The 21,785-nt window shown below is 45.1% G+C and carries 23 protein-coding genes; 13 read left to right on the forward strand and 10 right to left on the reverse strand.

The features are described from left to right. Positions 1-65 precede the first annotated feature (65 nt). On the reverse strand, positions 66-788 hold the full coding sequence (locus P8596_RS06720; RefSeq protein ID WP_279726423.1) for a TerC family protein: 723 nt from the start codon (positions 786-788) through the stop codon (positions 66-68). Positions 789-916: 128 nt separating this feature from the next. On the opposite strand from P8596_RS06720, the gene P8596_RS23880 reads away from it, so the two are divergent. Further along, entirely contained in the window at positions 917-1,294 is a 378-nt protein-coding gene (locus P8596_RS23880) for a hypothetical protein (RefSeq protein ID WP_481900322.1), read from the forward strand. Positions 1,295-1,458: 164 nt separating this feature from the next. Then, a complete protein-coding gene (locus P8596_RS06730) occupies positions 1,459-1,866 on the forward strand; it encodes a potassium channel family protein (protein WP_279726427.1) in 408 nt (135 codons plus the stop codon). A gap of 66 nt (positions 1,867-1,932) precedes the next feature. On the opposite strand, the gene P8596_RS06735 is transcribed toward P8596_RS06730, so the two are convergent. Next, entirely contained in the window at positions 1,933-2,370 is a 438-nt protein-coding gene (locus tag P8596_RS06735; protein WP_279726974.1) for a hypothetical protein, read from the reverse strand. Between the two features lie 19 nt (positions 2,371-2,389). Continuing rightward, positions 2,390-2,728, reverse strand: coding sequence for an ASCH domain-containing protein (locus tag P8596_RS06740; protein WP_254653462.1), 339 nt, complete (start codon positions 2,726-2,728; stop codon positions 2,390-2,392). Between the two features lie 186 nt (positions 2,729-2,914). Between P8596_RS06740 and P8596_RS06745 the strand changes: the two genes are divergently transcribed. The 5 genes from P8596_RS06745 to P8596_RS06765 all read left to right on the forward strand — a co-directional run bounded on the left by P8596_RS06745 (position 2,915) and on the right by P8596_RS06765 (position 6,104). Continuing rightward, positions 2,915-3,853 (forward strand): DMT family transporter, encoded by a 939-nt coding sequence (locus P8596_RS06745; RefSeq protein ID WP_279726429.1) that lies wholly within the window; start codon positions 2,915-2,917, stop codon positions 3,851-3,853. A gap of 75 nt (positions 3,854-3,928) precedes the next feature. Then, a complete protein-coding gene (locus tag P8596_RS06750) occupies positions 3,929-4,450 on the forward strand; it encodes a ferritin (protein ID WP_279726431.1) in 522 nt (173 codons plus the stop codon). 126 nt (positions 4,451-4,576) lie between these two features. Continuing rightward, the gene (locus P8596_RS06755) at positions 4,577-5,113 is read left to right on the forward strand and encodes a DUF3189 family protein (RefSeq protein WP_279726432.1); all 537 of its coding nucleotides are present in this window, start codon (positions 4,577-4,579) and stop codon (positions 5,111-5,113) included. 96 nt (positions 5,114-5,209) lie between these two features. Beyond that, positions 5,210-5,353 (forward strand): hypothetical protein, encoded by a 144-nt coding sequence (locus P8596_RS06760; protein WP_224520660.1) that lies wholly within the window; start codon positions 5,210-5,212, stop codon positions 5,351-5,353. Between the two features lie 115 nt (positions 5,354-5,468). Next, positions 5,469-6,104, forward strand: a complete 636-nt coding sequence (locus P8596_RS06765; protein WP_279726433.1) for an FMN-dependent NADH-azoreductase — start codon at positions 5,469-5,471, stop codon at positions 6,102-6,104. Between the two features lie 49 nt (positions 6,105-6,153). Here P8596_RS06765 and P8596_RS06770 read toward each other — a convergent pair whose 3' ends face one another. The 4 genes from P8596_RS06770 to P8596_RS06785 form a co-directional block, all read right to left on the reverse strand. Beyond that, entirely contained in the window at positions 6,154-7,428 is a 1,275-nt protein-coding gene (locus P8596_RS06770; protein ID WP_229593585.1) for an MFS transporter, read from the reverse strand. Positions 7,429-7,459: 31 nt separating this feature from the next. Next, positions 7,460-8,755: an alkaline phosphatase family protein gene (locus P8596_RS06775; protein WP_279726435.1), complete on the reverse strand. Its 1,296-nt coding sequence runs from the start codon at positions 8,753-8,755 to the stop codon at positions 7,460-7,462. A 167-nt stretch (positions 8,756-8,922) separates the two neighbouring features. Then, complete coding sequence (locus P8596_RS06780) at positions 8,923-9,714, reverse strand: polymer-forming cytoskeletal protein (RefSeq protein WP_279726436.1); 792 nt, start codon at positions 9,712-9,714, stop codon at positions 8,923-8,925. Positions 9,715-9,740: 26 nt separating this feature from the next. After that, complete coding sequence (locus P8596_RS06785) at positions 9,741-10,376, reverse strand: DUF4004 family protein (RefSeq protein ID WP_279726437.1); 636 nt, start codon at positions 10,374-10,376, stop codon at positions 9,741-9,743. A 208-nt stretch (positions 10,377-10,584) separates the two neighbouring features. On the opposite strand from P8596_RS06785, the gene P8596_RS06790 reads away from it, so the two are divergent. The 3 genes from P8596_RS06790 to P8596_RS06800 all read left to right on the forward strand — a co-directional run bounded on the left by P8596_RS06790 (position 10,585) and on the right by P8596_RS06800 (position 15,922). Next, a complete protein-coding gene (locus P8596_RS06790) occupies positions 10,585-12,636 on the forward strand; it encodes a catalase (protein WP_279726438.1) in 2,052 nt (683 codons plus the stop codon). A 424-nt stretch (positions 12,637-13,060) separates the two neighbouring features. Then, positions 13,061-13,489 carry a hypothetical protein gene (locus P8596_RS06795; RefSeq protein ID WP_279726439.1) on the forward strand — a complete coding sequence of 143 codons (429 nt, stop codon included), beginning with the start codon at positions 13,061-13,063 and terminating at the stop codon, positions 13,487-13,489. A 294-nt stretch (positions 13,490-13,783) separates the two neighbouring features. Continuing rightward, positions 13,784-15,922, forward strand: a complete 2,139-nt coding sequence (locus tag P8596_RS06800; RefSeq protein ID WP_279726441.1) for an ATP-dependent Clp protease ATP-binding subunit — start codon at positions 13,784-13,786, stop codon at positions 15,920-15,922. Positions 15,923-16,068: 146 nt separating this feature from the next. Here P8596_RS06800 and P8596_RS06805 read toward each other — a convergent pair whose 3' ends face one another. Beyond that, the gene (locus P8596_RS06805; RefSeq protein ID WP_279726442.1) at positions 16,069-16,581 is read right to left on the reverse strand and encodes a CBO0543 family protein; all 513 of its coding nucleotides are present in this window, start codon (positions 16,579-16,581) and stop codon (positions 16,069-16,071) included. A gap of 110 nt (positions 16,582-16,691) precedes the next feature. Continuing rightward, on the reverse strand, positions 16,692-17,435 hold the full coding sequence (locus P8596_RS06810) for a Cof-type HAD-IIB family hydrolase (protein WP_224520650.1): 744 nt from the start codon (positions 17,433-17,435) through the stop codon (positions 16,692-16,694). A gap of 159 nt (positions 17,436-17,594) precedes the next feature. Between P8596_RS06810 and P8596_RS06815 the strand changes: the two genes are divergently transcribed. Beyond that, positions 17,595-17,906, forward strand: coding sequence for an MGMT family protein (locus P8596_RS06815; RefSeq protein WP_224520649.1), 312 nt, complete (start codon positions 17,595-17,597; stop codon positions 17,904-17,906). An 11-nt stretch (positions 17,907-17,917) separates the two neighbouring features. Here P8596_RS06815 and P8596_RS06820 read toward each other — a convergent pair whose 3' ends face one another. Beyond that, complete coding sequence (locus P8596_RS06820) at positions 17,918-18,100, reverse strand: hypothetical protein (protein WP_279726444.1); 183 nt, start codon at positions 18,098-18,100, stop codon at positions 17,918-17,920. 231 nt (positions 18,101-18,331) lie between these two features. Between P8596_RS06820 and P8596_RS06825 the strand changes: the two genes are divergently transcribed. Both P8596_RS06825 and cphA read left to right on the forward strand, forming a co-directional pair. Then, complete coding sequence (locus P8596_RS06825) at positions 18,332-19,126, forward strand: cyanophycinase (RefSeq protein ID WP_224520647.1); 795 nt, start codon at positions 18,332-18,334, stop codon at positions 19,124-19,126. 15 nt (positions 19,127-19,141) lie between these two features. Then, a complete protein-coding gene (cphA, locus tag P8596_RS06830; protein ID WP_279726445.1) occupies positions 19,142-21,772 on the forward strand; it encodes a cyanophycin synthetase in 2,631 nt (876 codons plus the stop codon). The last annotated feature ends 13 nt before the right edge of the window (positions 21,773-21,785 follow it).

Below are 21,785 nucleotides of genomic sequence, written 5' to 3' on the forward strand. Positions count from 1 at the left end.
AGTCTTTCCAAAAAGTACTTTCAAGAAACAAAAAAGATGCCAGCAATTGCTGGCATCTTCGAGGGTTATGCATTATATTGGTGAACATTTTTGTGATCAGATTGAGAACGTTTATTTGCCAGGAACCCACCAATAAGAATCGCGGCGGTCAGTACGATGGTGATGATGGTAGTAATCAGTCCATGTTCGATATTGATCAAGTCTAAGAATTTTTCATCCGACACAATCATTTCACCTGCTGTGTAGGCAAGGATCCCTGCACCAAGGTAAGCGATCCAGCGGAATCTTTCAAGGATTTTCACAATGGCTTTCGATCCGAATATCATGATCGGAATCGAGATGAAGACGCCGAGGGCGATCATACCGATATGTCCATGAGCGGCACCTGCAACAGCAACGACATTATCAAGACTCATGGCGGCGTCTGCGACAATGATGGTCATGATGGCCTGTCTAAGTCCGGTGTGTGACTTGATATTGGCTTCCTCTTCATCTTCAACGAGCACCTGGTAGGCAATCCATAGTAACAGGACTCCTCCTATGAGATGTACGAAAGGAATCTGAAGTAAATAAACGATGACGGCCGCAAACAAAATACGCAGGATGACAGCACCTGCCGTTCCCCAGAATATGGCCTTGTTCTGAAGGTCTTTGGGTAATCTCCTTGTTGCCATGGCAATGACGATGGCATTATCTCCAGATAAAATGATATCGATGGCTATGATTTTTAAAAGGGCAATGATTGCACCAGTGGATATGGCTAGTCCAAGTGGAAATAACAAATCCATATTGCTTCCTCCTTGTGTATACGAATCTATGAATAATTTGCTAACTAATCTATTATACCACATTTTTTCAATAGAAAAACGTCCAGCAGTCGCGTGAGCCGTTAACTCTATTCCATGGGAGGAATTTCATGGTTAATAGAGAATACATGCTCATCTTCTCTGCGATCATAATCAAATCAAAATCCCCGACTCCATTCAGGATCGGGGATTTTGGCTTCATTATGATTGGGGATAAGGCGGTGGATAGGGATAAGGGTAAGGATACGGATAGGGATAAGCAGGAACCGGCACCGGGTAAGGACCGGGTGACGCGGCGGCCCCAACCGCTAAACCAGTCACTGTCCCCGCAGCAAATCCGGGGTAACCCCAACCGTGGTATCCCCAGTTTCCCCCGTGATTCCAATTGCCTCCCGGGTTCCAGCTTGTTCCGTGTCCCCAAGTCGCGTGGCCGTGCCCGTTTCCCCAACTTGCATGCCCTCCACCGCCGTGAGCGGGTCTATACATAGTGTATGGCAGATTCAATGTCATTCTCACCTTTCTTAAAAAGAGGATTGGTACATCATATGTGGATTTTGAGGATGAGGAATAAGAATTTAAAGTCTTAAGTTTTAAACAAACCGAACGTGGTAAATGAAACATACTACATTGACAAGAGGAGGATTCACACGTTTTGGCAACCATCGTTACAGTAGGAGCCATTCTATTTATTTTGGCCAACTTAATTTATTTCTTTAAAGATAAGCACTTTAAGTATAGTTATTTCAGTACAGCACTTTTTTTGAAGCTGTTCTTTGTGCTTCTCAGTATCATGATCGCGTTTGCTGTCCTCTACTATACCCTGTCGTTTGACAATCCTATGCTCAGGATAAGCTCGCCGAGTGGGAAGCCGGTGGAGCACACATTCCTTAACTATCTCTACTATAGCGGAGTGACGATTTTGTCGGTGGGTTACGGCGATTATATCCCGACGGGTCATCTCAGGTTCTTTGCGCTGCTTGAAGCGGCGATCGGCCTGTTACTTCCGACGGCCTACTTTATGAAGGTTTTGGATTCGAAGAGTAGTAAGGGGAATGAGTAGGATTCGAACCTAAAAAGCGTGTACCAGGTACAATCGTCCCCGACTGTACCTGGTACACGCAAAGAATTACACCCACATCCCCGGTTTCACCACCATAAACCATAGCATGGCCAGGAGGAGAATGAGATAAATCCAAACGGTCCGATGTAACTTTCCAACAAGCTTTTCCCTGTCCGCATCTTCCTCTTCGAATTTCCTTAAAGTCGGCGAAAATGCCCGTGCGAGAAAGAAGAGAGAACAGAACATGATGACGAGGGTCATGACGATCCACGGTGTCGTCCATGTCCATGGTCCAAGAAGTACGAGGAGGATCCCCGTTCCGACAAGGACGTGCCCTGAATGCTTGGAAAGCTGCACGGTGTACCGGAATGTATCCAGGTACGAAGGCAGGATGGACGGGGAAGCGGTCCGTAACTTGTTCATCGTCAAGAGAAGTAAGAAGAATGGCCCGATGGAAGCCACGACACTTATGACATGAAGATAGATCAATGTTCTATATAGCAGCTGCTCCATGTGAAGTGCTCTATTCTGTCACTAAGCTAAATTCGTGGACCCATACTTTCATGCCGGGGTGCCACGGCATTCCTGGATGATAAGAGAGGATGGCATTTTTATAATCCTCCACTGTTTGAAACCCTTCTTGCTTGGCGTGTTCGTCTGTCAGTTCGCCGAGTGACTGTGAATAGACGCTGTTCACTATGTATTTCGTTCCTTGAAGCTCCATGATTTCCCCGACATCCGCGTATCTTCCGTTTCGGCGGGTCGCCGTTTTCGTTCCTTGAAGCACTTTTTCGACGTCTTCCGCTTTCGTGACTAAACGCTCGATGGAACATGTTTTTGGTGGCAGTTCTTGATTTGACATGTTAAAAAACCCCTTTCGACCTATACTATAGCATAGTCTTGGGTCGGGGAGAAAAAAAGCTACTGTCTATATCAGGGCTGAAATGTCCCTTTTGTTTCCAAAAAAGGATTTCTATCTCTAGTCGTAATGGCTTTCGGGTGCTATGATTGGATGAAATATCCGATATAGAAAGAAGGCTCCGACGTATTGAAAAAATGGCAAACGTATATCATCCTTGTGTTCATCATGCTCATATGGGGCTTTAATGTGCCGGCGTTAAAAACGCTTGTAAGTGAATTTACACCTGTTACGATCACCTCGCTTCGCATTTTCACAGCAGGTGTTACAGTATTTATTCTCCTTGGCCTGATGGGAAAGATCAGGAAGCCGACAGGAAAGGAATTTCTGTTCATCATTACCGGTGGTCTGTTAAATGTGGTCAGTCATCATTATTTTTTATCAGTCGGGTTAACGGGAACATCGTCTACAAATGGGGGCCTGATCCTTGGAACGGGGCCATTATTAACGGCTCTAATGGCGACGATCATCCTCAGGAACCGGCCGACCATGATCAAGATCATAGGGTTTCTTTCAGGCAGTGTCGGTGTGACGATCATTGTATTGTCGGGAGGGGAAGGACTCGGTGGTCTGAAGATGGGAGATTTGTTCATTTTCATCTCCATTTTTTCTCAGGCGTTGAGCTTCATCATCATAAGCCGTGCCGCCAAGACGTTGGATCCCCGGTTATTGACGGGGTATATGCTTGTGTTTGGTTCTGTCATTCTGTTTGTCATCAGTCTGATCATGGAGCCGGGAGGACTGAAGCAGTTAGGCGATGCACCGGCCGCCATATGGGTGCTGTTTTTTGCCTCTGCCATATTGGCCACAGCAGTCGGTCATATGATCTACAATCATTCAATTGGTAAAATAGGGGCTGCCGAAACATCCATTTTCCTGAATCTCAATACCTTTTTCTCACTTCTTGGAGCGGCGGTTTTTCTTGGTGAAACCGTGACGTTCTATCATCTGTTCGGACTGGTGTTCATCGTTCTTGGAGTCGTGTGTGGTTCCGGGACCCTCGAAGAATTTGTGGTCAGAAGAAAACAAAAGCGGTTCCTCGAGGGGAAACAACATCACCATATGTAGGTTTAATGAATCAATCATAATTATTACTTTCCTTCAATAAAATGAAGAGTCAATATATTTTTAAGGAGGAAGGGTATGCTTAACGAACAAATTCAAAAGCTCTTAAATAATTTGATTGGAATCGAGCACGTGTCTACTACTCTCTATCTTGCCATGTCCGCCTATATGGCGAATCAGAATTATACTGGGATGGCCAGTTGGCTGAGACTACAGTCGGAAGAAGAGCGAACACATATGTTGAAGCTCATCGACTATGTGACAGACAGGGGAGGGCTGGTCGATCTTCAGCAGCTCCCTGCGCAGCCGAAAGAGTATGGCACCCCTCTTCAAACGTTTCAAAAAGTGCTGGAGCATGAGCGATTCGTTACCAACTCTTATCAACAAGCATACAATTATGCCGCCCAAAATGATCAACAGACTGCTGTCATCATTCAGGAATTTCTGAGAGAACAGATTGATGAAGAAGCCCAGGCGCTGACGATTGTCGATCGGTTGAAACTTGCCGGAGATAATCCCGCCGCTCTATTGGTGCTGGACCAGGAACTTGGTCAGCGTACAGCAGCACCTGCAGCCGGTCCCGCTCCTGCGGGTGGTTGATTCAGGCAATGAATTCCTGCTTTCCCATTTTTGGGAGCAGGTTTTTTTATTGAATCAAGATGAAAAGGGATACTCTCCACCCCGACCGTTCATACTGAAGAAAACGAATCTCTTAAAGGTGATCAGATGATTTATATTTACAACGATTTCGGTGGGACTCATACCACGTCCATGGCTGCAGCCTATCATTTACAAATACTGAAACCGGGGAAGTTGACGAAGGAAGAGATCCTTTCTGTTCCATATTTTAACCAACTTACAAAAAAAGACACGGGGCATATTCTATATCACGGAACGGACGAAGAAGGGTGTCCCGTCTATACGATCGGACGAAGGAATTCCAAGTATGTGGTCCCTGCCTTAACCGATCTGAGTGGTATTTTGCTGAATCGATACGGACAAGAAGAGAAGATCATCATTTCCAACACTTCGCCAACCGTCCCGCCAGCTATGACAGCGGGAGGTTTCTTCTCAAGGGAACTGAAGATCGATTGGATCGGCGTGCCCCTCCTTGTGAAAGGGGCGGAGCAGTGCCATGGTCTCATTCAGCATCTAGTGGAGGAAACAAAGCGTGTGGCAACAACATCCCATGAACAAGTCGTGGTATTAGAAAATAAAAAATATCAATATAAAATGGGAAAAAAGGATATCTTCTGGAAGTAAAGCATATTATAATAAGTAAATACTACTGGGTAAAAGGTCTGTTCTGTATGGGCCTGTACATAATGGTCATACTACAGTAAAACGGAGGTGTCGACATTGGAAGGTAAACCATTTCACTTTGATGGCAGTCACCATTTTGCAGCAGGGGAAACACAAGAAAACACTCCATTTGAACTAACAGACGAAATGAGGAAACATATCGGGGGGAACCCGTTTGAAGTACCAGGAGAAGAAGAGTAAGCATCGAATGCTGTCCTACAGGGCAGCATTCTTTTTTTACAGTGAAAAAGGATAATTCCATTCATATCTTCACAAAATACGATTGTGAGTTAATAGAAGAAAGGATGGATGATGAATGGCAAAGGTATTATACATTACCGCGCATCCCCATGACGATACCCAATCGTACAGCATGGCGGTTGCGAAAGCATTTATGGATACGTATAAGGATGTGAACCGGGAAGATGAGGTAATTCACCTCGATTTGTACCGGGAGCATATTCCCCATATCGATGCGGATGTCTTCAGCGGTTGGGGGAAGCTTCAATCAGGTAAAGGATTTGAGGAGCTTTCCATGGAAGAGCAAAAGAAAGTAAACCGCCTTAATGAACTATCCGATCAGTTCATCGGGGCTGATAAATACGTATTTGTGACCCCTTTTTGGAATTTTTCATTTCCACCGGTGATGAAAGCATATATCGATTCCGTGGCAGTGGCAGGGAAATCATTCAAGTATACGGAGCAGGGGCCGGTTGGATTATTGACGGACAAGAAAGCGATACATATCCAGGCCAGGGGCGGTATTTACTCTGAAGGACCGGCAGCAGGCATGGAAATGGGTCATCGTTATTTAAGCCTTATCATGCAATTCTTTGGTGTACCTTCCTTTGAGGGAGTTTTTGTGGAGGGACATGCGGCAATGCCGGATAAAGCACAGGAAATCAAAGAAGATGCGATTGCCCGCGCGAAAGACGCAGCACATACTTTCTAATTGAAATGCAAAAAAGAGCCTGAACATAAGCGTTCAGGCCCTTTTTTCTTTATACGATGGCTGACTTCTCGACGTCAGCCTCTGTCGGTTCGGGTACGAAAGCAAGGATCACAATCCCTATGATAAAGAGGATGACAAGGCTGAATACTCCACTGTTGGACGCGCCGGTCATTTGTGCGGTGACAGCCACTAATAACGGTCCGAGAATCGATGCAAACTTACCAAAAATATTATAAAACCCGAAGAATTCGTTGGCGTTTTTCTTCGGTATCAGCTTTGCAAAATAAGCCCTGCTCAGTGCCTGGATGCCCCCTTGAGAAGATGCGACGAGCATGGCAAGGATCCAGAAATCCATGGTTGTCTCTAGAAAATAGGCGTAAATGCACACGATGATATACACGGAAATGCCCACATACAGCATCTTTTTACCTGTGAATTTTTCAGCCAGCCTTCCATAGAGAATGGCGAATGGTCCAGCCACCACCTGGGTCACAAAGAGGATGATCAAAAGGTTGGTGGAGGTGATCCCAAGATCCGACCCGTACGCCGTGGACATGGTGATGATGGTGCCGACACCGTCAATATAAAAGAAGTAAGCAAGCAGGAATAAAAAGAGTGCCCGGTATTTCCTGATTTCTTTCATCGTTTTGCCAAGACGTTTGAAGCTGTTCGCGACTGGGCTTTTTTCCCGTTGGATGAAGTAGCGCTGATGGACATTCTTTAATAGCGGTATAGAGAAGAGACCCCACCATAAAGCGGTGATCACAAAGGCAATCTTACTGGCGACCGTAACGGAGATGGGAAGGGTCCCGTTCTGGGATAAGATGATGATGGCGATGCTTAGGATGAACGGTATCGTGCTCCCGATATACCCAAATCCAAATCCCCGTGATGATACACGATTCATCCGTTCTTCCGTCGTTACGTCGGTCAAAAAGGCATCGTAGAAGACGTTCGAACCGGCGGATCCGACTGCTGCCACTGTATAAAAGACTAAAAGAAGCAGCCATTGATCGCTCGGGACGAAAGCGAGGAGGAGGGTGAATGTCACACCCAGTGCAAAGAAGAAGGAAAAGAACCTCTTCTTATATCCCTCATAATCGGCGATGGTCCCAAGGATGGGACCGATCATGGCCAGGATGAAGGTCGCAATGGCAATGGTGTATCCCAAATAGGCCGTTGAATTAGCGGCACTGACACCTGCATTTGTAGCGGCCGCTTTATAAAAGAGCGGAAAGACGGCGGTGGAAATGATGATGGAATACGCTGAATTGGCCCAATCATAAAAAATCCAGCTGCTTTCTTCTTTTGAAAAACGTTTCATGGTTTTTCCCCCTAAGGAAACAGAATCTTCATTAGATATCCAATACTTCTTCAATCGTTTTTCCGTCAATATCTTCTAAGGTGAGTCCGAGCAATCTGGCAAATGTCGGTCCTTCATCAATGAGACCCATGGAAGGAATCTCGAGGTGAGGACGAACTCCTTTTCCCGCCGCCATGAAGATCGTGGAGTAGTTCTCCTTTTCCGGAGAATAGCCGTGGGAGCCGTACGTGTAACGCTTTTCCTTCACATCTTCCGGAGTGATCGTATGGATGAAGGAACCATCCAATGCATCTTTGAAATAAAACCCGAGTCTGGCTTCGAGCATGAACGAACACTGTTCATCGGCCCCTTTCCGGGCTGCTTCCTCTCCAGTGAGGATGGATTCGATTCCACTCGCTGGATCAGGTTGTAATCGTTCCAAAAGGTCCTTCACTTTCTGCTTCGATTCGGGATCCTTTGTATACACATAGGCAGAACCATCACACCCTTTGCAATACGCTTTCCAGTCAGTGATCTTCCCGCGCCGGTTTACGGTGATGAACCCCTGTTCCTTAAGGAGGGTGTTGAGTTGGACGGCCTTCGATTCATCGAGGGCGCTATGATCACCAAGGGCTACGATCGTCGACTTATCATAGATGCCGTTGTCCCTTAACGCTCCTACGATCCTTCCCAATCTGTCGTCATGGCGGCGGAGCGCTGCATGTGCTTCGTCTGAAGAGAAACCGTGGTAATGCCGCTTGGTATCAAGATCCGTAAAGTGTACAAGCAATAAGTCTGGTTTCCTTTTGATTGTTTCAAGCGTCGATTCAAGGACGAAATCATCCAGCTCAGGTTGATTCAGGCCATTGCGCATATGGCCAAAAAGACGATTCATCTGCAGTTGGAAGAGGGGGCTCCCATTCAAAAGTGAAACGAGGATTTGATTATGCCAGGGACGATTGGCGAAGATTTCCGGCATATTATAATCGATATCCGCTTTGGCAGTCACCGGCCAAAGGAGGGCAGCGGTGGTCATCCCCGCCTTCTTTGCTTCGTCATAGAGGGTGGTACCCTTAATGGATTTCCGATGCCAATGCCAGTCAGGCGAGTCCCTGCCAGGCTGGAGGAGTGTATTATTCACTATACCGTGACGATTGGGGTACTTTCCGGTGACAATTGTGGCGTGACAGGGATACGTGACAGAAGGATAGATGGTTTCAACCCTTTTGCAGTAAGAACCATGTGAAAGCAGCTCCCGGAAGTGGGAGAGTCCTTTTAGAATCGGAAAATCCAAGGCAGATAAACAATCGAAAGAGATGATGATGAGGTGATCGGTCAAACGTTCCATAAAGTCCTCCAATATCCTCGCAGGATTGTACTATATACCTATTAATATAGCAGAACATTCAGAATAAAAATATGAAATTTCGAATATGTGGAGATGAAGGGGATGTAATGAGTGCGATGAAAATTGAAAAAACAGGGATGGCCGAGCCATACCCTGTCACTGATCCGTCAGATTTTCACTTTATTTCTGATCGAGCTATCCTTGTGTACCTCGATGGTGCCGGAGTATTCTACCGTATCGATTTCACAATTCTCCTTGATCACGACGTTTTTTCCGCGAACGAGTTTTGCCTTCGTATTTTCAAGATAGACTTCGTCCCCTTCGATTAGTTCGGAAGATAAGCAATCTTCCTTTTGCAGAAAGAAGTTGACTACCTGTTTGAGTAGTTTGCTTGAATGGTGGTGAGTCACTGAAATTTTTTCGCCGCCGATTTCTTTAATGGAAGATTCATGGTTGATTTCAATCTGGACATTGTCGGCGTTCAGCAATCCATCAATGTGTACAGAGCCTGAGGTTGAGAAGGTTTCGACTTCACAATCCTCTCCAACCGTTAACGATCCGCTCGCCCTGATCAATCCGCCCTGAATTTTCCCGCCTACCTTGCATGAGCCGCTCACCTTGAGTTTTTCAACGATCAGATTCCGGGTCACCTTACTGGATCCACTTATCGTCATTTCGGATGCCATCACGGACCCTGCATATTTGGAACTCCCGCTCGTTGTAATCGTTTCGGCTTTCGTGTCTCCTTCGATGGAGGAAGAGCCGCTGGTTTTGATCAGGCCTGCTTTTACATCACCTGCAACGGTGCCGGAACCCGATATTCTCATTTCACGGCAGTCAATATCCCCTGCGATTTTTCCACTTCCACTGATCTTCACTTCATCAAATTGGCCACCGCCGGATGTTCCGGACCCGCTGATCTTCAAATCATGAAGCTTTCTCTTTTCCACTGTATTCATGCATTTCTCCTCCAATTAAAGGGACGTCAAATCCCCTTCGTATTCGTTAATGTAATTTTCAATTCTTCCATCATTTGTTGCAGATCGAATCTCAATACGACTTGAGCCGTATGGTCCAGAAGGAAATCTGAAGGGAGGGGCAGGAGCATCCACATATACGCCTCACCTTTCCGGATACCGATCAGCTCAAGGGAAGATTCTTTCAGTGGTGTAAACTTCTCATGAAGAAAAAGATAAAGGGTTTGCTGAGCTTCTTTAGGAATCTCTGTCCTATGGCATTTTTCGATGATCACCATATGCAGGATGTCCTGGAATTCGTACGCTTTTTTTACTGGTAATAGGGATGTACAGAAAGCCATGGTGTGTTCTGAAAGAATGTTGAGCGACGATAGTTCTTCTTCACTGACTTCGATCCTCGCGGGATTAGGTGAAAAGAAATCCGAGAGCTCATCCAGGGAGTAATCATCTTTCATTTCTTTGATTGCATCGATCCGGGCAAGCATCTTCTCCCTTGGGAAGAACGTCTCCTGACCGGTGTAACTGGATTTCTTGATGAACCATCCTTCCGGGATGATATTCTTACGTTTCCAGCGGTAAAGCTGTCCGTAGGATATCCCGGTCAGTTCCAGTACTTCTTTTTTAGAAATAAAATCGGTTTCCATTGGGTCTCCTCTTTTCGAAACAAAACATTGTTACGTTACTGTAGTTTCAGTTTAACAGAACAATGTTACGCAGTAAAGGAAAGAATGAAAAAATTAAAAATCATAAATCCCGACCTTCCAATAAATGTTTACATCAATCCATCAAGGGTACTAGATAATCAGAATGTTTTACATAGTAAACATTAATAAACATGAGAGGGATGAAAGAATGGGAGACGAGCGTCATACGAAGGTGAATGGTAAAAGTAAAGATGAACAGCTTGAACAGTATAGAGTGGATGACGAAGGAAAGCATCTGACAACCAATCAAGGGCTGAAGGTATCAGAGGATGAGTTTTCACTGAAAGCCGGAGAGCGTGGACCTACTTTAATGGAGGATTTCCATTTCCGTGAGAAGATGACCCACTTCGACCATGAACGGATTCCTGAAAGGATTGTCCATGCCCGGGGATTTGCGGCACATGGGGAGTTCGAACTCTATGACTCTATGAAAGAATATACAAGGGCTAAATTTCTTCAGGACACGTCGACGAAGACACCTGTATTTGTCCGCTTTTCCACAGTGGCGGGATCCAGGGGTTCTGCGGAGGCTGTGCGTGATGCCCGGGGATTTGCCACTAAATTTTATACAGAAGAAGGGAATTATGATCTGGTCGGGAACAATATTCCGGTATTCTTCATTCAGGATGCGATCAAGTTCCCGGATCTAGTTCATGCTCTTAAACCTGAGCCACATAATGAAATGCCACAGGCTGCTTCTGCCCATGACACATTCTGGGACTTTATTGCAAACAATCAGGAGTCCGCTCATATGGTGATGTGGGCTATGTCCGATCGGGCAATCCCCCGAAGTTTCCGTATGATGGAAGGCTTCGGTGTCCATACATTCCGTCTGGTGAACGAGGAAGGGAAAGCCCATTTCGTGAAATTCCACTGGAAACCTGTACTCGGTGCACACTCACTCGTTTGGGATGAAGCACAGAAGATTAACGGGAAAGACCCTGATTTCCACCGCCGTGATCTATACGAATCCATCGAGGGAGGGGACTATCCGGAGTATGAACTGGGTGTTCAGCTCATCAAGGAGGAAGATGAGTTTAACTTTGACTTTGATGTCCTTGACCCTACGAAGCTATGGCCGGAAGAGGAAATCCCTGTGAAGATCGTCGGGAAAATGACGTTAAACCGCAATGTGGACAATGTGTTTGCCGAAACGGAGCAGGCGGCATTCCACCCTGGATCTGTCGTGCCTGGAATCGATTTCTCCAATGATCCGTTGTTGCAGGGACGCTTATTCTCCTATACGGATACACAATTGATCCGTCTTGGGGGACCGAACTTCCACGAGCTTCCGATCAATAGACCTGTGTGTCCTTTCCACAATAACCAGCGTGATGGATACGGCCGCCATACGATCAATAAAGGACAGGTCAGCTATCACAACAATTCACTGGCTCATAATACACCGGCCCCCGTTTCGCAGGAAGAAGGCGGGTACACCCACTATCAGGAAAAGATGGAGGGCAGGAAAGTACGTACAAGAAGTGAAAGCTTCAAGGATCACTTCTCTCAGGCAACACTATTCTGGAACAGCATGAGTGAGCCGGAGAAGGAGCATATCATTCAAGCCTTCAGCTTTGAACTCGGAAAAGTGAAAAGCAAATCGATTCAGAAGCAGATCGTCGATATGTTTGCAAACGTCAGTATGGATCTGGCTAAAGGTTTTGCGGAAGCGATCAATATAAAAGTACCTGAAGGAGAAGGATCGAAGGTAACGAAATCTTCACCGGCTTTAAGTCAGGAAAATACGAAAAAGAAGCCGGCTACCCGGAAAGTCGGTGTCATCGTAGGAAATGGCTTTAAAGGAGAAGAAGTGAACCGTGTCCTCTCTGCTCTTAAAGAAGAAGGGGTCCAGCCTGAAATCATCAGTGACAAACTGGGGACGCGCAAAGGTGATGACGGTACAGAGCTTGAAGTGGACCATACATTCTTAACGGGAGAATCGGTCTTATTCGACAGCCTATACGTTGTAGGTGGAGAAAACGTAGATAAGAAATTTTCTCAAGATACCACCTACTTTGTTAAAGAAGCGTATTCTCACTTTAAACCGATCGGTGCCACCCATGAAGGTTTACACTGGTTGGAAGAGGCAGGTGTGAGGGGTTCAGGTGTTGTAACCGGGGATGACATGAAGTCATTCGCCAAGGAATTCACGGCAGCCATCGCAGCACATCGTCATTGGGATCGTGAATTAGTGTAAGGATAATAGAATAGTAACGGGGAAATGCTAGACCTGCTTCTTAGGTCTAGCATTTTTTTATGGTTTAAATAGCCCTTTTTACTAGAAAATAGACGTTTATATCATTCGAAACTACCAATACATACATAAGATAGCCATGTAAGGTGATTTAAAAGTACTGAATAAGTGAGGTGATTATGGATGGGTGCCGGTCATTCTCATGACGAATTTGACTTTTACAGCTTGCTATTAGTTCTGTTAATTGTAGCTTTTCTAGTACTACTTGCAATTAACCCTCTAGCAGCATTGATTGTTGGAATCGCTATTTTGGTTCTACTTGCCGTTAGTGCCATTAGCTAAGATTTAAAGATTGATCATTCCTTGGAGACAAGTCTTCAAGGAATACCATTACATTGAAATTTGCAAAAAGATGGAGGGGAAATCGATGAGTGAAAATAATAATCCACTAGAAGGACTTATGGATTTAATCAACCAATACACAAAAGAAGATGCGAGTAAACTGGATCTGGAAACGGCAAAGGAAAAAGTAAGTTCATTACTGAATGAGGATCACCTTAAAGGACTGTTAGGTTCTCAAGGTAAGAGTTCTCTTGATGCACTAGGTTCACTTGGAAACTTAGGGGCCATGGCAAATATGATGAATATTCTTCCAATGGTTGAAAAGGTGGTGAATCAGCGTATGTATAAAAAACAATCCGAATCCTACAAGCATGATGAATGTAAAAAAGACAAGGATCAAGATATCAAAGATCTTCTAAAAGACATTCTGGACGAACTGAAGAAAATTAAAAAATGCACATGCCATAAAAAGAAGCATGAGTGCTACAAAGACAAATGGGAGCATTGGTATTAATAGAGTCGGCGGACATGCCGGCTTTTTTTGTGTATTTCAGGAGTGGAATATCCATAAATCAATTAGTTGATTTCTCTATTCCACCCTATTATACTCTTCAATCAACGGGAAAGTAGAATCCAAGAAAAAATTCCCATAAGCAAAAATGTTGAAAGTCAAAAAAGGTCAAAGTATACTATGTTTATAAGGTCAAGAAAAGTCAAAGTCAAACATAGTCAAATTATAGTATGACCTTACCCATAAACCAACTAACAAACCACTTAATATATAAGAAGACAACAGGAGGTCATGTTCATGAAATGCCAAGTATGTCATCATAATCAAGCAACAGTTGAAGTCCATACGCAACTGAATGGTAAGAAATCCAGTATGAAAATGTGTTCTGCTTGCTTTCAAAAGCAGCAAACCCCTTCTGGCATTCACGGAGGTTTCCCGTTTGATGAATTATTCAAAGGTATGAGCATGGGCGGAAGTCCCGACCATGGATTCCAAAGCCAGCATCAGCCATCTTCATCAGCTCAAGCGAAAGAGGGGAATGGCGGAAACGGCATCCTCGACCAGTTCGGGCGTAATGTCACTGGAGCAGCTAAAGCCGGCTTGATCGATCCGGTTATCGGTCGTGACAAAGAAGTGGATCGTGTGATTGAAATTCTGAACCGCCGCAATAAAAACAATCCGGTACTGATTGGTGAGCCCGGCGTCGGGAAAACGGCCATTGCGGAAGGATTGGCACGTAAAATCGTAGCAGGAGATGTGCCGTCAAAATTATTAAACAAAGAAGTATATGTGATGGATGTTGCTTCCTTGACAGCAGGTACAGGTGTACGGGGATCATTCGAGGAACGGTTGAAAGCCATCATTAACGAATTGCAGAGTCGAGAGAACGTCATGCTATTCATCGATGAGATCCATCAATTGGTGGGAGCAGGTTCTGCAGAAGGATCCATGGATGCAGGGAATATCCTAAAACCTGCGCTTGCTCGCGGTGAACTGCAGGTAATTGGGGCGACAACCCTTAAAGAGTACCGTCAAATCGAAAAAGATGCGGCACTCGAACGTCGTTTCCAGCCTGTCATGGTCAATGAGCCTACACCGGAAGAATCCATTGAAATTCTTAAGGGTTTAAAAACCCGCTATGAAGACTATCATGGGGTGGAATTCACAGACGAAAGCATCGAGGCATGTGTGAAATTGTCACACCGTTATATACAGGACCGATTCCTGCCGGATAAAGCGATTGATCTGATGGATGAGGCAGGTTCAAAAGTGAACCTTCTATCTGAAGGCAAGAATAAAACGGCCCTTCACAAAAAATTACATGAAGTAAAAGTAAAGAAAGAGCAGGCAACGAAAGAAGAAAACTATGAGCAGGCAGCGATCCTAAGGGATGAGGAAGCGTCCTTGGAGAAACAGCTTGGCCGGGAATCATCTGATTCAAAGGCACTTGTAGAAAAGGACTTGATCCAGGCGATCATTGAAACCAAAACAGGCATCCCTGTAGGAAAGCTTCAAAGTGATGACCGTAAGCGGATGAAATCCCTTGAAGAAAACCTTGCCCATAAAGTGATCGGACAGGATGAAGCCGTGAAAAAAGTGGCGAAAGCCATCCGACGCAGCCGGGCAGGCTTGAAAGCGAAGCACCGTCCAATCGGAACATTCCTATTTGTGGGACCGACGGGTGTAGGGAAAACAGAATTAACGAAGACATTGGCAGAAGAGTTGTTTGGATCTAAAGATTCCATGCTTCGTTTGGATATGAGTGAGTATATGGAGAAACACTCTGTGTCTAAACTGATCGGATCCCCTCCTGGCTATGTGGGTCATGAAGAATCCGGACAACTGACGGAAAAAGTAAGAAGGAATCCTTACTCCATCATACTTCTGGATGAGATTGAAAAAGCGCACCCCGATGTTCAGCATATGTTCCTTCAGATTCTTGAAGACGGTCGTCTTACGGATAGTCAAGGCAGAACGGTGAGCTTCAAAGAGACTGTGATCATCATGACAAGTAACGCCGGGGTGACGGATAAGAAGGAAGCCGTCGTCGGTTTCAATACCGGAGGCACAGATGCCATTAAAGAAACGAATATTCTACAATCACTGGGTGCCTACTTTAAGCCTGAGTTCCTTAACCGATTCGACAGTATCATTGAATTCGAATCACTCGACAAGGCAGAGTTACTGCAAATTCTTGATCTGATGCTGAATGAGTTGCAGGATGAGCTCAAGGAGCAGGGGATTACAGTGAAAATAGACGGAGAAGCGAAGCGCAGACTCGTGGAACTCGGATATCATCCTGAATTTGGTGCAAGACCATTGCGCCGGGTGATCCAGGAAAGAGTGGAAGATAAGATTGCCGACTTCCTTCTTGATGAGGAAGGCGTAACGGAACTGATCGTATCAGTTGAAAATGATGAGATCATCGTGAAATAAAATGGGCAAGGAGCATCCGGGATCGGATGCTCCTTGCTCTTTATTCTTTTCGCTTCAATATGGCGATATAAATGGCCATCGTTATATACACGACGAGAATCGAGACTATGAAAATAGGTGTAGAAAAGGAAGTCATCAAAACACCCTCACTTTAGTTCTTGTAAAGATGGATGGAAAATCAACAAAAGGATGCCGATGATGGGAACAGAAAGGATGAGTGCAAGCAGCGGTTTTTTGTGATGCAATCCCAAAATGGTAAACATGATGATGTTAAATACAGCAGACCATCCTAAGTTCCAACCATTTTCGTAAAGGAACAGCCCTTTTTTATGAAATAAATACTCGATAAACGTAAAGTAAACAATCCAGCTCGAGACGTAAACCGTCTTCTTTTTCCGATAGGGAAAATAACGGAGGTAGATCATAATCACCACAGGAATGATGAAAAAGGTAAAAACAAGATCGATCAACGTATGATTCAGCCAGTCCACCGTCACCGCTTTATACTTCCATAAGGTGTGGTTATAAAATATCATGTTATACGTAAGGTTGCAGATAATATAAAACTGAACCGTTGGATAAAAATCCTTCCAGCGTTTCCAATCAATAAAGAACTTTGCGAAAAGTAAATAAACGACGACGATCAGTATTAGGTACATAGCGGGGTACAATCCTTGTTTTTTCCATTAGTATAGACGTAACAGGAAAGGAATAGACCCAGTGGAAAGAGAAAGGGCCTGATTCGATAATCAGGCCCTTTTTTAACGAGTTAGTTTTTTTCCTTCAGTACTTTATCGATTGCCTGAGCGACACCGTGATCAGTATTGATCCCTGTCACCCAGTCCGCTGCTTCTTTCACTGCTTCCTGAGCGTTGCCCATCGCCACACCGAATCCTGCTTCCCGGATCATGGCGATGTCATTCATACTGTCCCCGACTGCCATGACTTGATCCATTGAAAGGTCCAGCCACTTACACACCTTCACCAGGGCAGCCGCCTTATTGACCCCTGCTGGATTGATTTCGATATTGGTGGGTGAGGAGTTCGTAATTTCGAGTGCTTCATTCTTCACCAGTTCGTCCCACATGACTTTGCGGACATCATCATCCTGGATATCAAAGCCAAACTTCAGCCAATCATACGATTCGATATCCTGCTCAAAAGGTTTCCTGCTATTGAATAAGCCTTGGGAAGTGGAAGACCAGAAATACACATCATGCTCTTCTTTAAGCGCCCATAACTGCTTTACAAGATCGATATCAAGAGGGATGCGGTCTACAAGATTGTATTCATGATCGTAGATTTCTCCGCCATTCACGGTAACGAGGTACGATGAGCGACCAAGCTCATCTGAAATGTCCCTGCAAGTAAAAAGAGAACGTCCGGTACTCAGTACAACGTGAATCCCCTTTTCCTTTGCCCGCTGAATGGCTTGTTCGTTTTCAGGGGATACCTCGCCCTCATGGTTGACGAGTGTCCCATCCATGTCCAATGCAATCAGTTTAATATCCATTCGTATCACATCCTTCTTTTCATTCTTATACAGTGTAATATAAAGGGAGGAAATCTTCTAGGAACGTGACTTGATGAAGACAAGGTTTCCTGAATAATAGAATTCCTAATTCCATAAGGGTAATACATAAATGAGAGAAGGAAGGGGAGGTGAACATGCATGAAGCCGTTTACCGAACGGGCGGTTACCATCATAGCCAATATTCCTTCGGGAAAGGTCATGACATACGGACAAATTGCGGAGCTTGCAGGAAGTCCGAGGGCTGCAAGGCAGGTCGTGAGGATCCTGCACTCCATGAGTGAAAAGTATAAACTCCCCTGGCACAGGGTTCTAAACAGCAAAGGGGAAATCGGATTTCGTGATGAGGAGCAAATGATGAGCCAAAGGCTGTCCCTGGAAGCGGAGGGAGTCCATTTTATAGGGAATAACCGGATTGAACTTGGGGAGTATCAGTATCACCCTGAATCATAAAGGAACAAACTTCAATCAAACAAGCCCAAAATAAAGACAAATAAAGTCGTAAGGCCCGTAAACCCAATGATTACATAACCGATAATCCGAATCCCGAGTGGAAGACTCTCCTTTCCGGGCTGGTTCATGGGTGCCCCTTCAATTTTAGACATATGGTCGGTCACATCATTGAACGGTTCTTTTCGATTTGTCATGGTATCCCTCCTGTAAATATTTTACTATATATTTTAAATCGAAGAAAGTGATCTTATAGCAGGATGGCCAGGTTTTCATCTTTATAAAGGATGGACCTGGTCTTTTTCTATTTTTATATAGGTTTAATCAATGGTAAACAAGGGTATAGATGCTTTGTTGAATACAAAATATATTTTTAATTTTCTGAACTATTTTTGGAAATTAAATGAGAGCGAAGAGGTTGATGGAGGATGGCAAAAGGTGATTTGCTGATCATTGGGGGCAATGAGGATAAAACGGATGAGAAGGTCATCTTATCGAAGTTCGCTTCATTATGTCAAAATAGACAAGGTCCGATTGGGATCGTTACGACTGCTACAGCTTATCCGGAAGAGGTAGGAAATGAATACGCAAGTTTGTTTCAGACGCTTCATGGAACAAAACCACTATTGCTCCATCTGGATTCCCGTGAGAAAGCGGATGATCCTGAATTGATCGAGCAGCTTTCTTCCCTGTCGGGGTTATTCATGACAGGCGGAGATCAACTCAGACTCACGAGCCTGCTGGGGGGGACAACCTTCTATAAACACTGTATCAAGGAATGGAAGGAAGGTCTGGTCATAGGCGGGACCAGTGCCGGGGCTGCCGTCATGAGCCGGCTGATGATCATTTCATCCAAAATCTCAAAAAAGCAGGATGTATCGATCCTCGAAATGGGCTCTGGCTTCGGGTTTCTCGAAGACGTCATTATAGATCAGCACTTTTCCCAGCGTGACCGATTTTCAAGGCTGATGAGGGCGATTGCATTAAATCCTCAAATTATCGGGGTGGGGATCGATGAAAATACAGCGATTTGGGTCAACAGTGAACGGAATCAATTTGAAGTGATCGGTGAATTCAATGTGAGCATTTTTGATGGGAAAACGTCTTCCTATATAGATGTTGCTGAAAATAAAGAGAACATGACCATATCAGATATTCGTTTTCACACATTGGGTGAGGGCGCGATCTTTGATTTAACCAAAAGGGAATTAATTTTATCTTAAGGAGAGAACAATTAAATGAAAATCAATCGCGTCAACTACTTATCCGGTCCTAACTTATACAGCTTCAAGCCGACGATCTGCATTGAGCTCGACATAGAGGAGTTCGAAGAGAAGCCCTCCAATCGATTGGAAGGGTTTACCGAAACATTGCTGAAGGTCATGCCATCCCTGTTCACACACACCTGTTCAAGGGGGTATGCAGGGGGATTTGTGGAACGCTTGCATGAAGGGACGTGGATGGGCCACATCCTTGAACATATTGCACTCGAAATCCAGCATCTGGCGGGAATCACTGTAAAACGCGGCAAAACGATCACGAGCGAACGGAAAGGAATTTATTTCGTGACATACGATTATGTGGAGAAGAAGTCCGGATATTATGCGTTTACAGCAGCGATGGAAATCGTAGAAGCCATCCTCGAACATAAAGAGGTCAGCGCCGAACCTTACATATCAGAAACTTCCGATCTATATCATCTGCATAAAATGGGGCCGAGTACAGAGGCCATCTTCCAAGCTGCCAAAGCCCGTAAGATACCAGTCGAAAGAACGGGAACAAACAGCCATTTAAGGCTCGGGACAGGTAAGAAACAAAAATTCGTACAGGCGACGATTTCAAGTCAATCCTCTTATCTTGCTGTAGAGGACTCCTGTGATAAAGATGCGACGAAAATGTTATTGAAGAGTGCAGGTCTGCCAGTTCCTGAGGGGGATGTCGTTTCAAATGAATACGAGCTTCTTCAGTCTGCGGGAAAGATCGGATTCCCACTCGTAATCAAACCTGTCAATGGGCGCCAGGGACAAAATATCGTGACGGATATCCAGAATGAACTTGATCTGTTAACGGCCTTCCGCTGTGTATACAGTGAAGGGACTGACTATATCATTGAACGTTACTATAAAGGAAAGGACTACCGATTCCTTGTCGTGAATAATGAACTCATTGCAGCAAGTCTCCGCCAGCCTCCAACGGTAATAGGTGACGGGAGAAAAACAATCAAGGAACTAATTGAAAGCGAAAACAAAAATCCTTTGCGTGGAGAAGGACATGAGAAAGCCATGAGCAGAATTCCCCTGGATGAACGAACCGTTGTACATTTGGAGAAGGAGGGACACTCCCTGGATACGGTCCTTAAAATGGGACAAAGTCTTGAAGTACTGGGGAATGCGAACCTTTCAACCGGTGGTTCAGCCATTGACGTGACGGATGATGTTCATCCTCATTACCGCAAGATGGCAGAAGGAGCTGCGGTTGCCATCGGTCTGGACATTGCCGGAATCGATATCCTTTCAACAGATGTAACCGTCCCATTCGAAAAGGGAGCTGCTGCCATCCTTGAAGTGAATGCTGCGCCTGGGATCAGGATGCACCATTATCCTTCAGAAGGAAAAAGCCGGGACGTCGGGGGAGCAATCGTTGACTATTTATTCGAAAATCGCGAGGAAGCGGCGATCCCGATAGTCGCTGTGACAGGAACGAACGGTAAGACAACGACTTGCCGGTTGGTCTCTCACTTATTACAAAAGGAGGATGTAACCGTCGGCTTTACTTGCTCTGACGGCGTTTGGATCGCCGAACAACAAATCGATGAAGGAGATTGCAGCGGTCCAAAAAGCGCCAGGAAAGTCCTCTCCCACCCTGGTGTAGACGTTGCTGTACTTGAAACGGCCAGAGGCGGCATGCTGAGGGAAGGTCTCGCTTTCAGGCACTGTGATGTGGCCATCGTTACCAATATCAGTGAAGATCATCTGGGATTGAATGGTATAGATACGCTGGAGGATTTAACAAAGCTGAAGCAGACAGTAGCTGAAGTGGTTTTACCAGGAGGATCGTGCGTATTGAATGCGGATGACCCGCGATGTGTCCAAATGGCCACTCAAACGTATGGAAAGATTGTCTATTTCTCATTATCTCTTTCAAATCCAGTGATACAGGAGCATATTGAAAATGGGAATGAGGCTTGGTACATGGATGAAGGATGGATCATGCATACCTGTGAGGGGAAAACGGAACGATTTTTGCCGGTCTCCCATATTCCCATCACCATCAATGGTGCTGCCAGGTATAATGTCTTGAATGTGCTTGGTTCTCTTGCCGCCGCACATTCTTTAGGACGCCCACTCTCCGAACTTCGAAGCAAGGTGATCAGTTTTCTGCCGACTGAAAATCAGAATCGTGGACGATTCAATGTTCAAATCGTACAAGGAAGGACCATCATTGTGGACTACGCCCATAATCCGGCAGGCTTAAGGGCATTATACGATACCATTGCCTATCTGAAGGATGGAAGGGTCATCACGGTTGGCTCAGCTGCGGGAGACCGGAAAGATGAAACGATTCAGGAAATGGGAAGGATTTTTGGAAAGCATTCTGATATCTTCATTATCAAGGAAGATCTGAATTTAAGGGGAAGGGCCCCGGGAGAAACCATCCATTTGCTGACCAGAGGGGTGGATGAATCCAAAGGACATCCAACGATTCATGTGCAACCGGAGGAAATCCATGCCTTGTTCATGGCGTGGGAGATGTCACAGCCGGGTGACACCTTACTGTTTCTGTATGACGACTACGCATCGATTCAAACCTTTATGGATTCCGTGATGAAGAGTTCTGTATCGAGGAGTGAATTTCAGAGGGCTGAATAGGGATGAAATTCTA

Source organism: Rossellomorea sp. DA94 (genome assembly GCF_029834455.1).
Lineage (GTDB): Bacteria > Bacillota > Bacilli > Bacillales > Bacillaceae_B > Rossellomorea > Rossellomorea vietnamensis.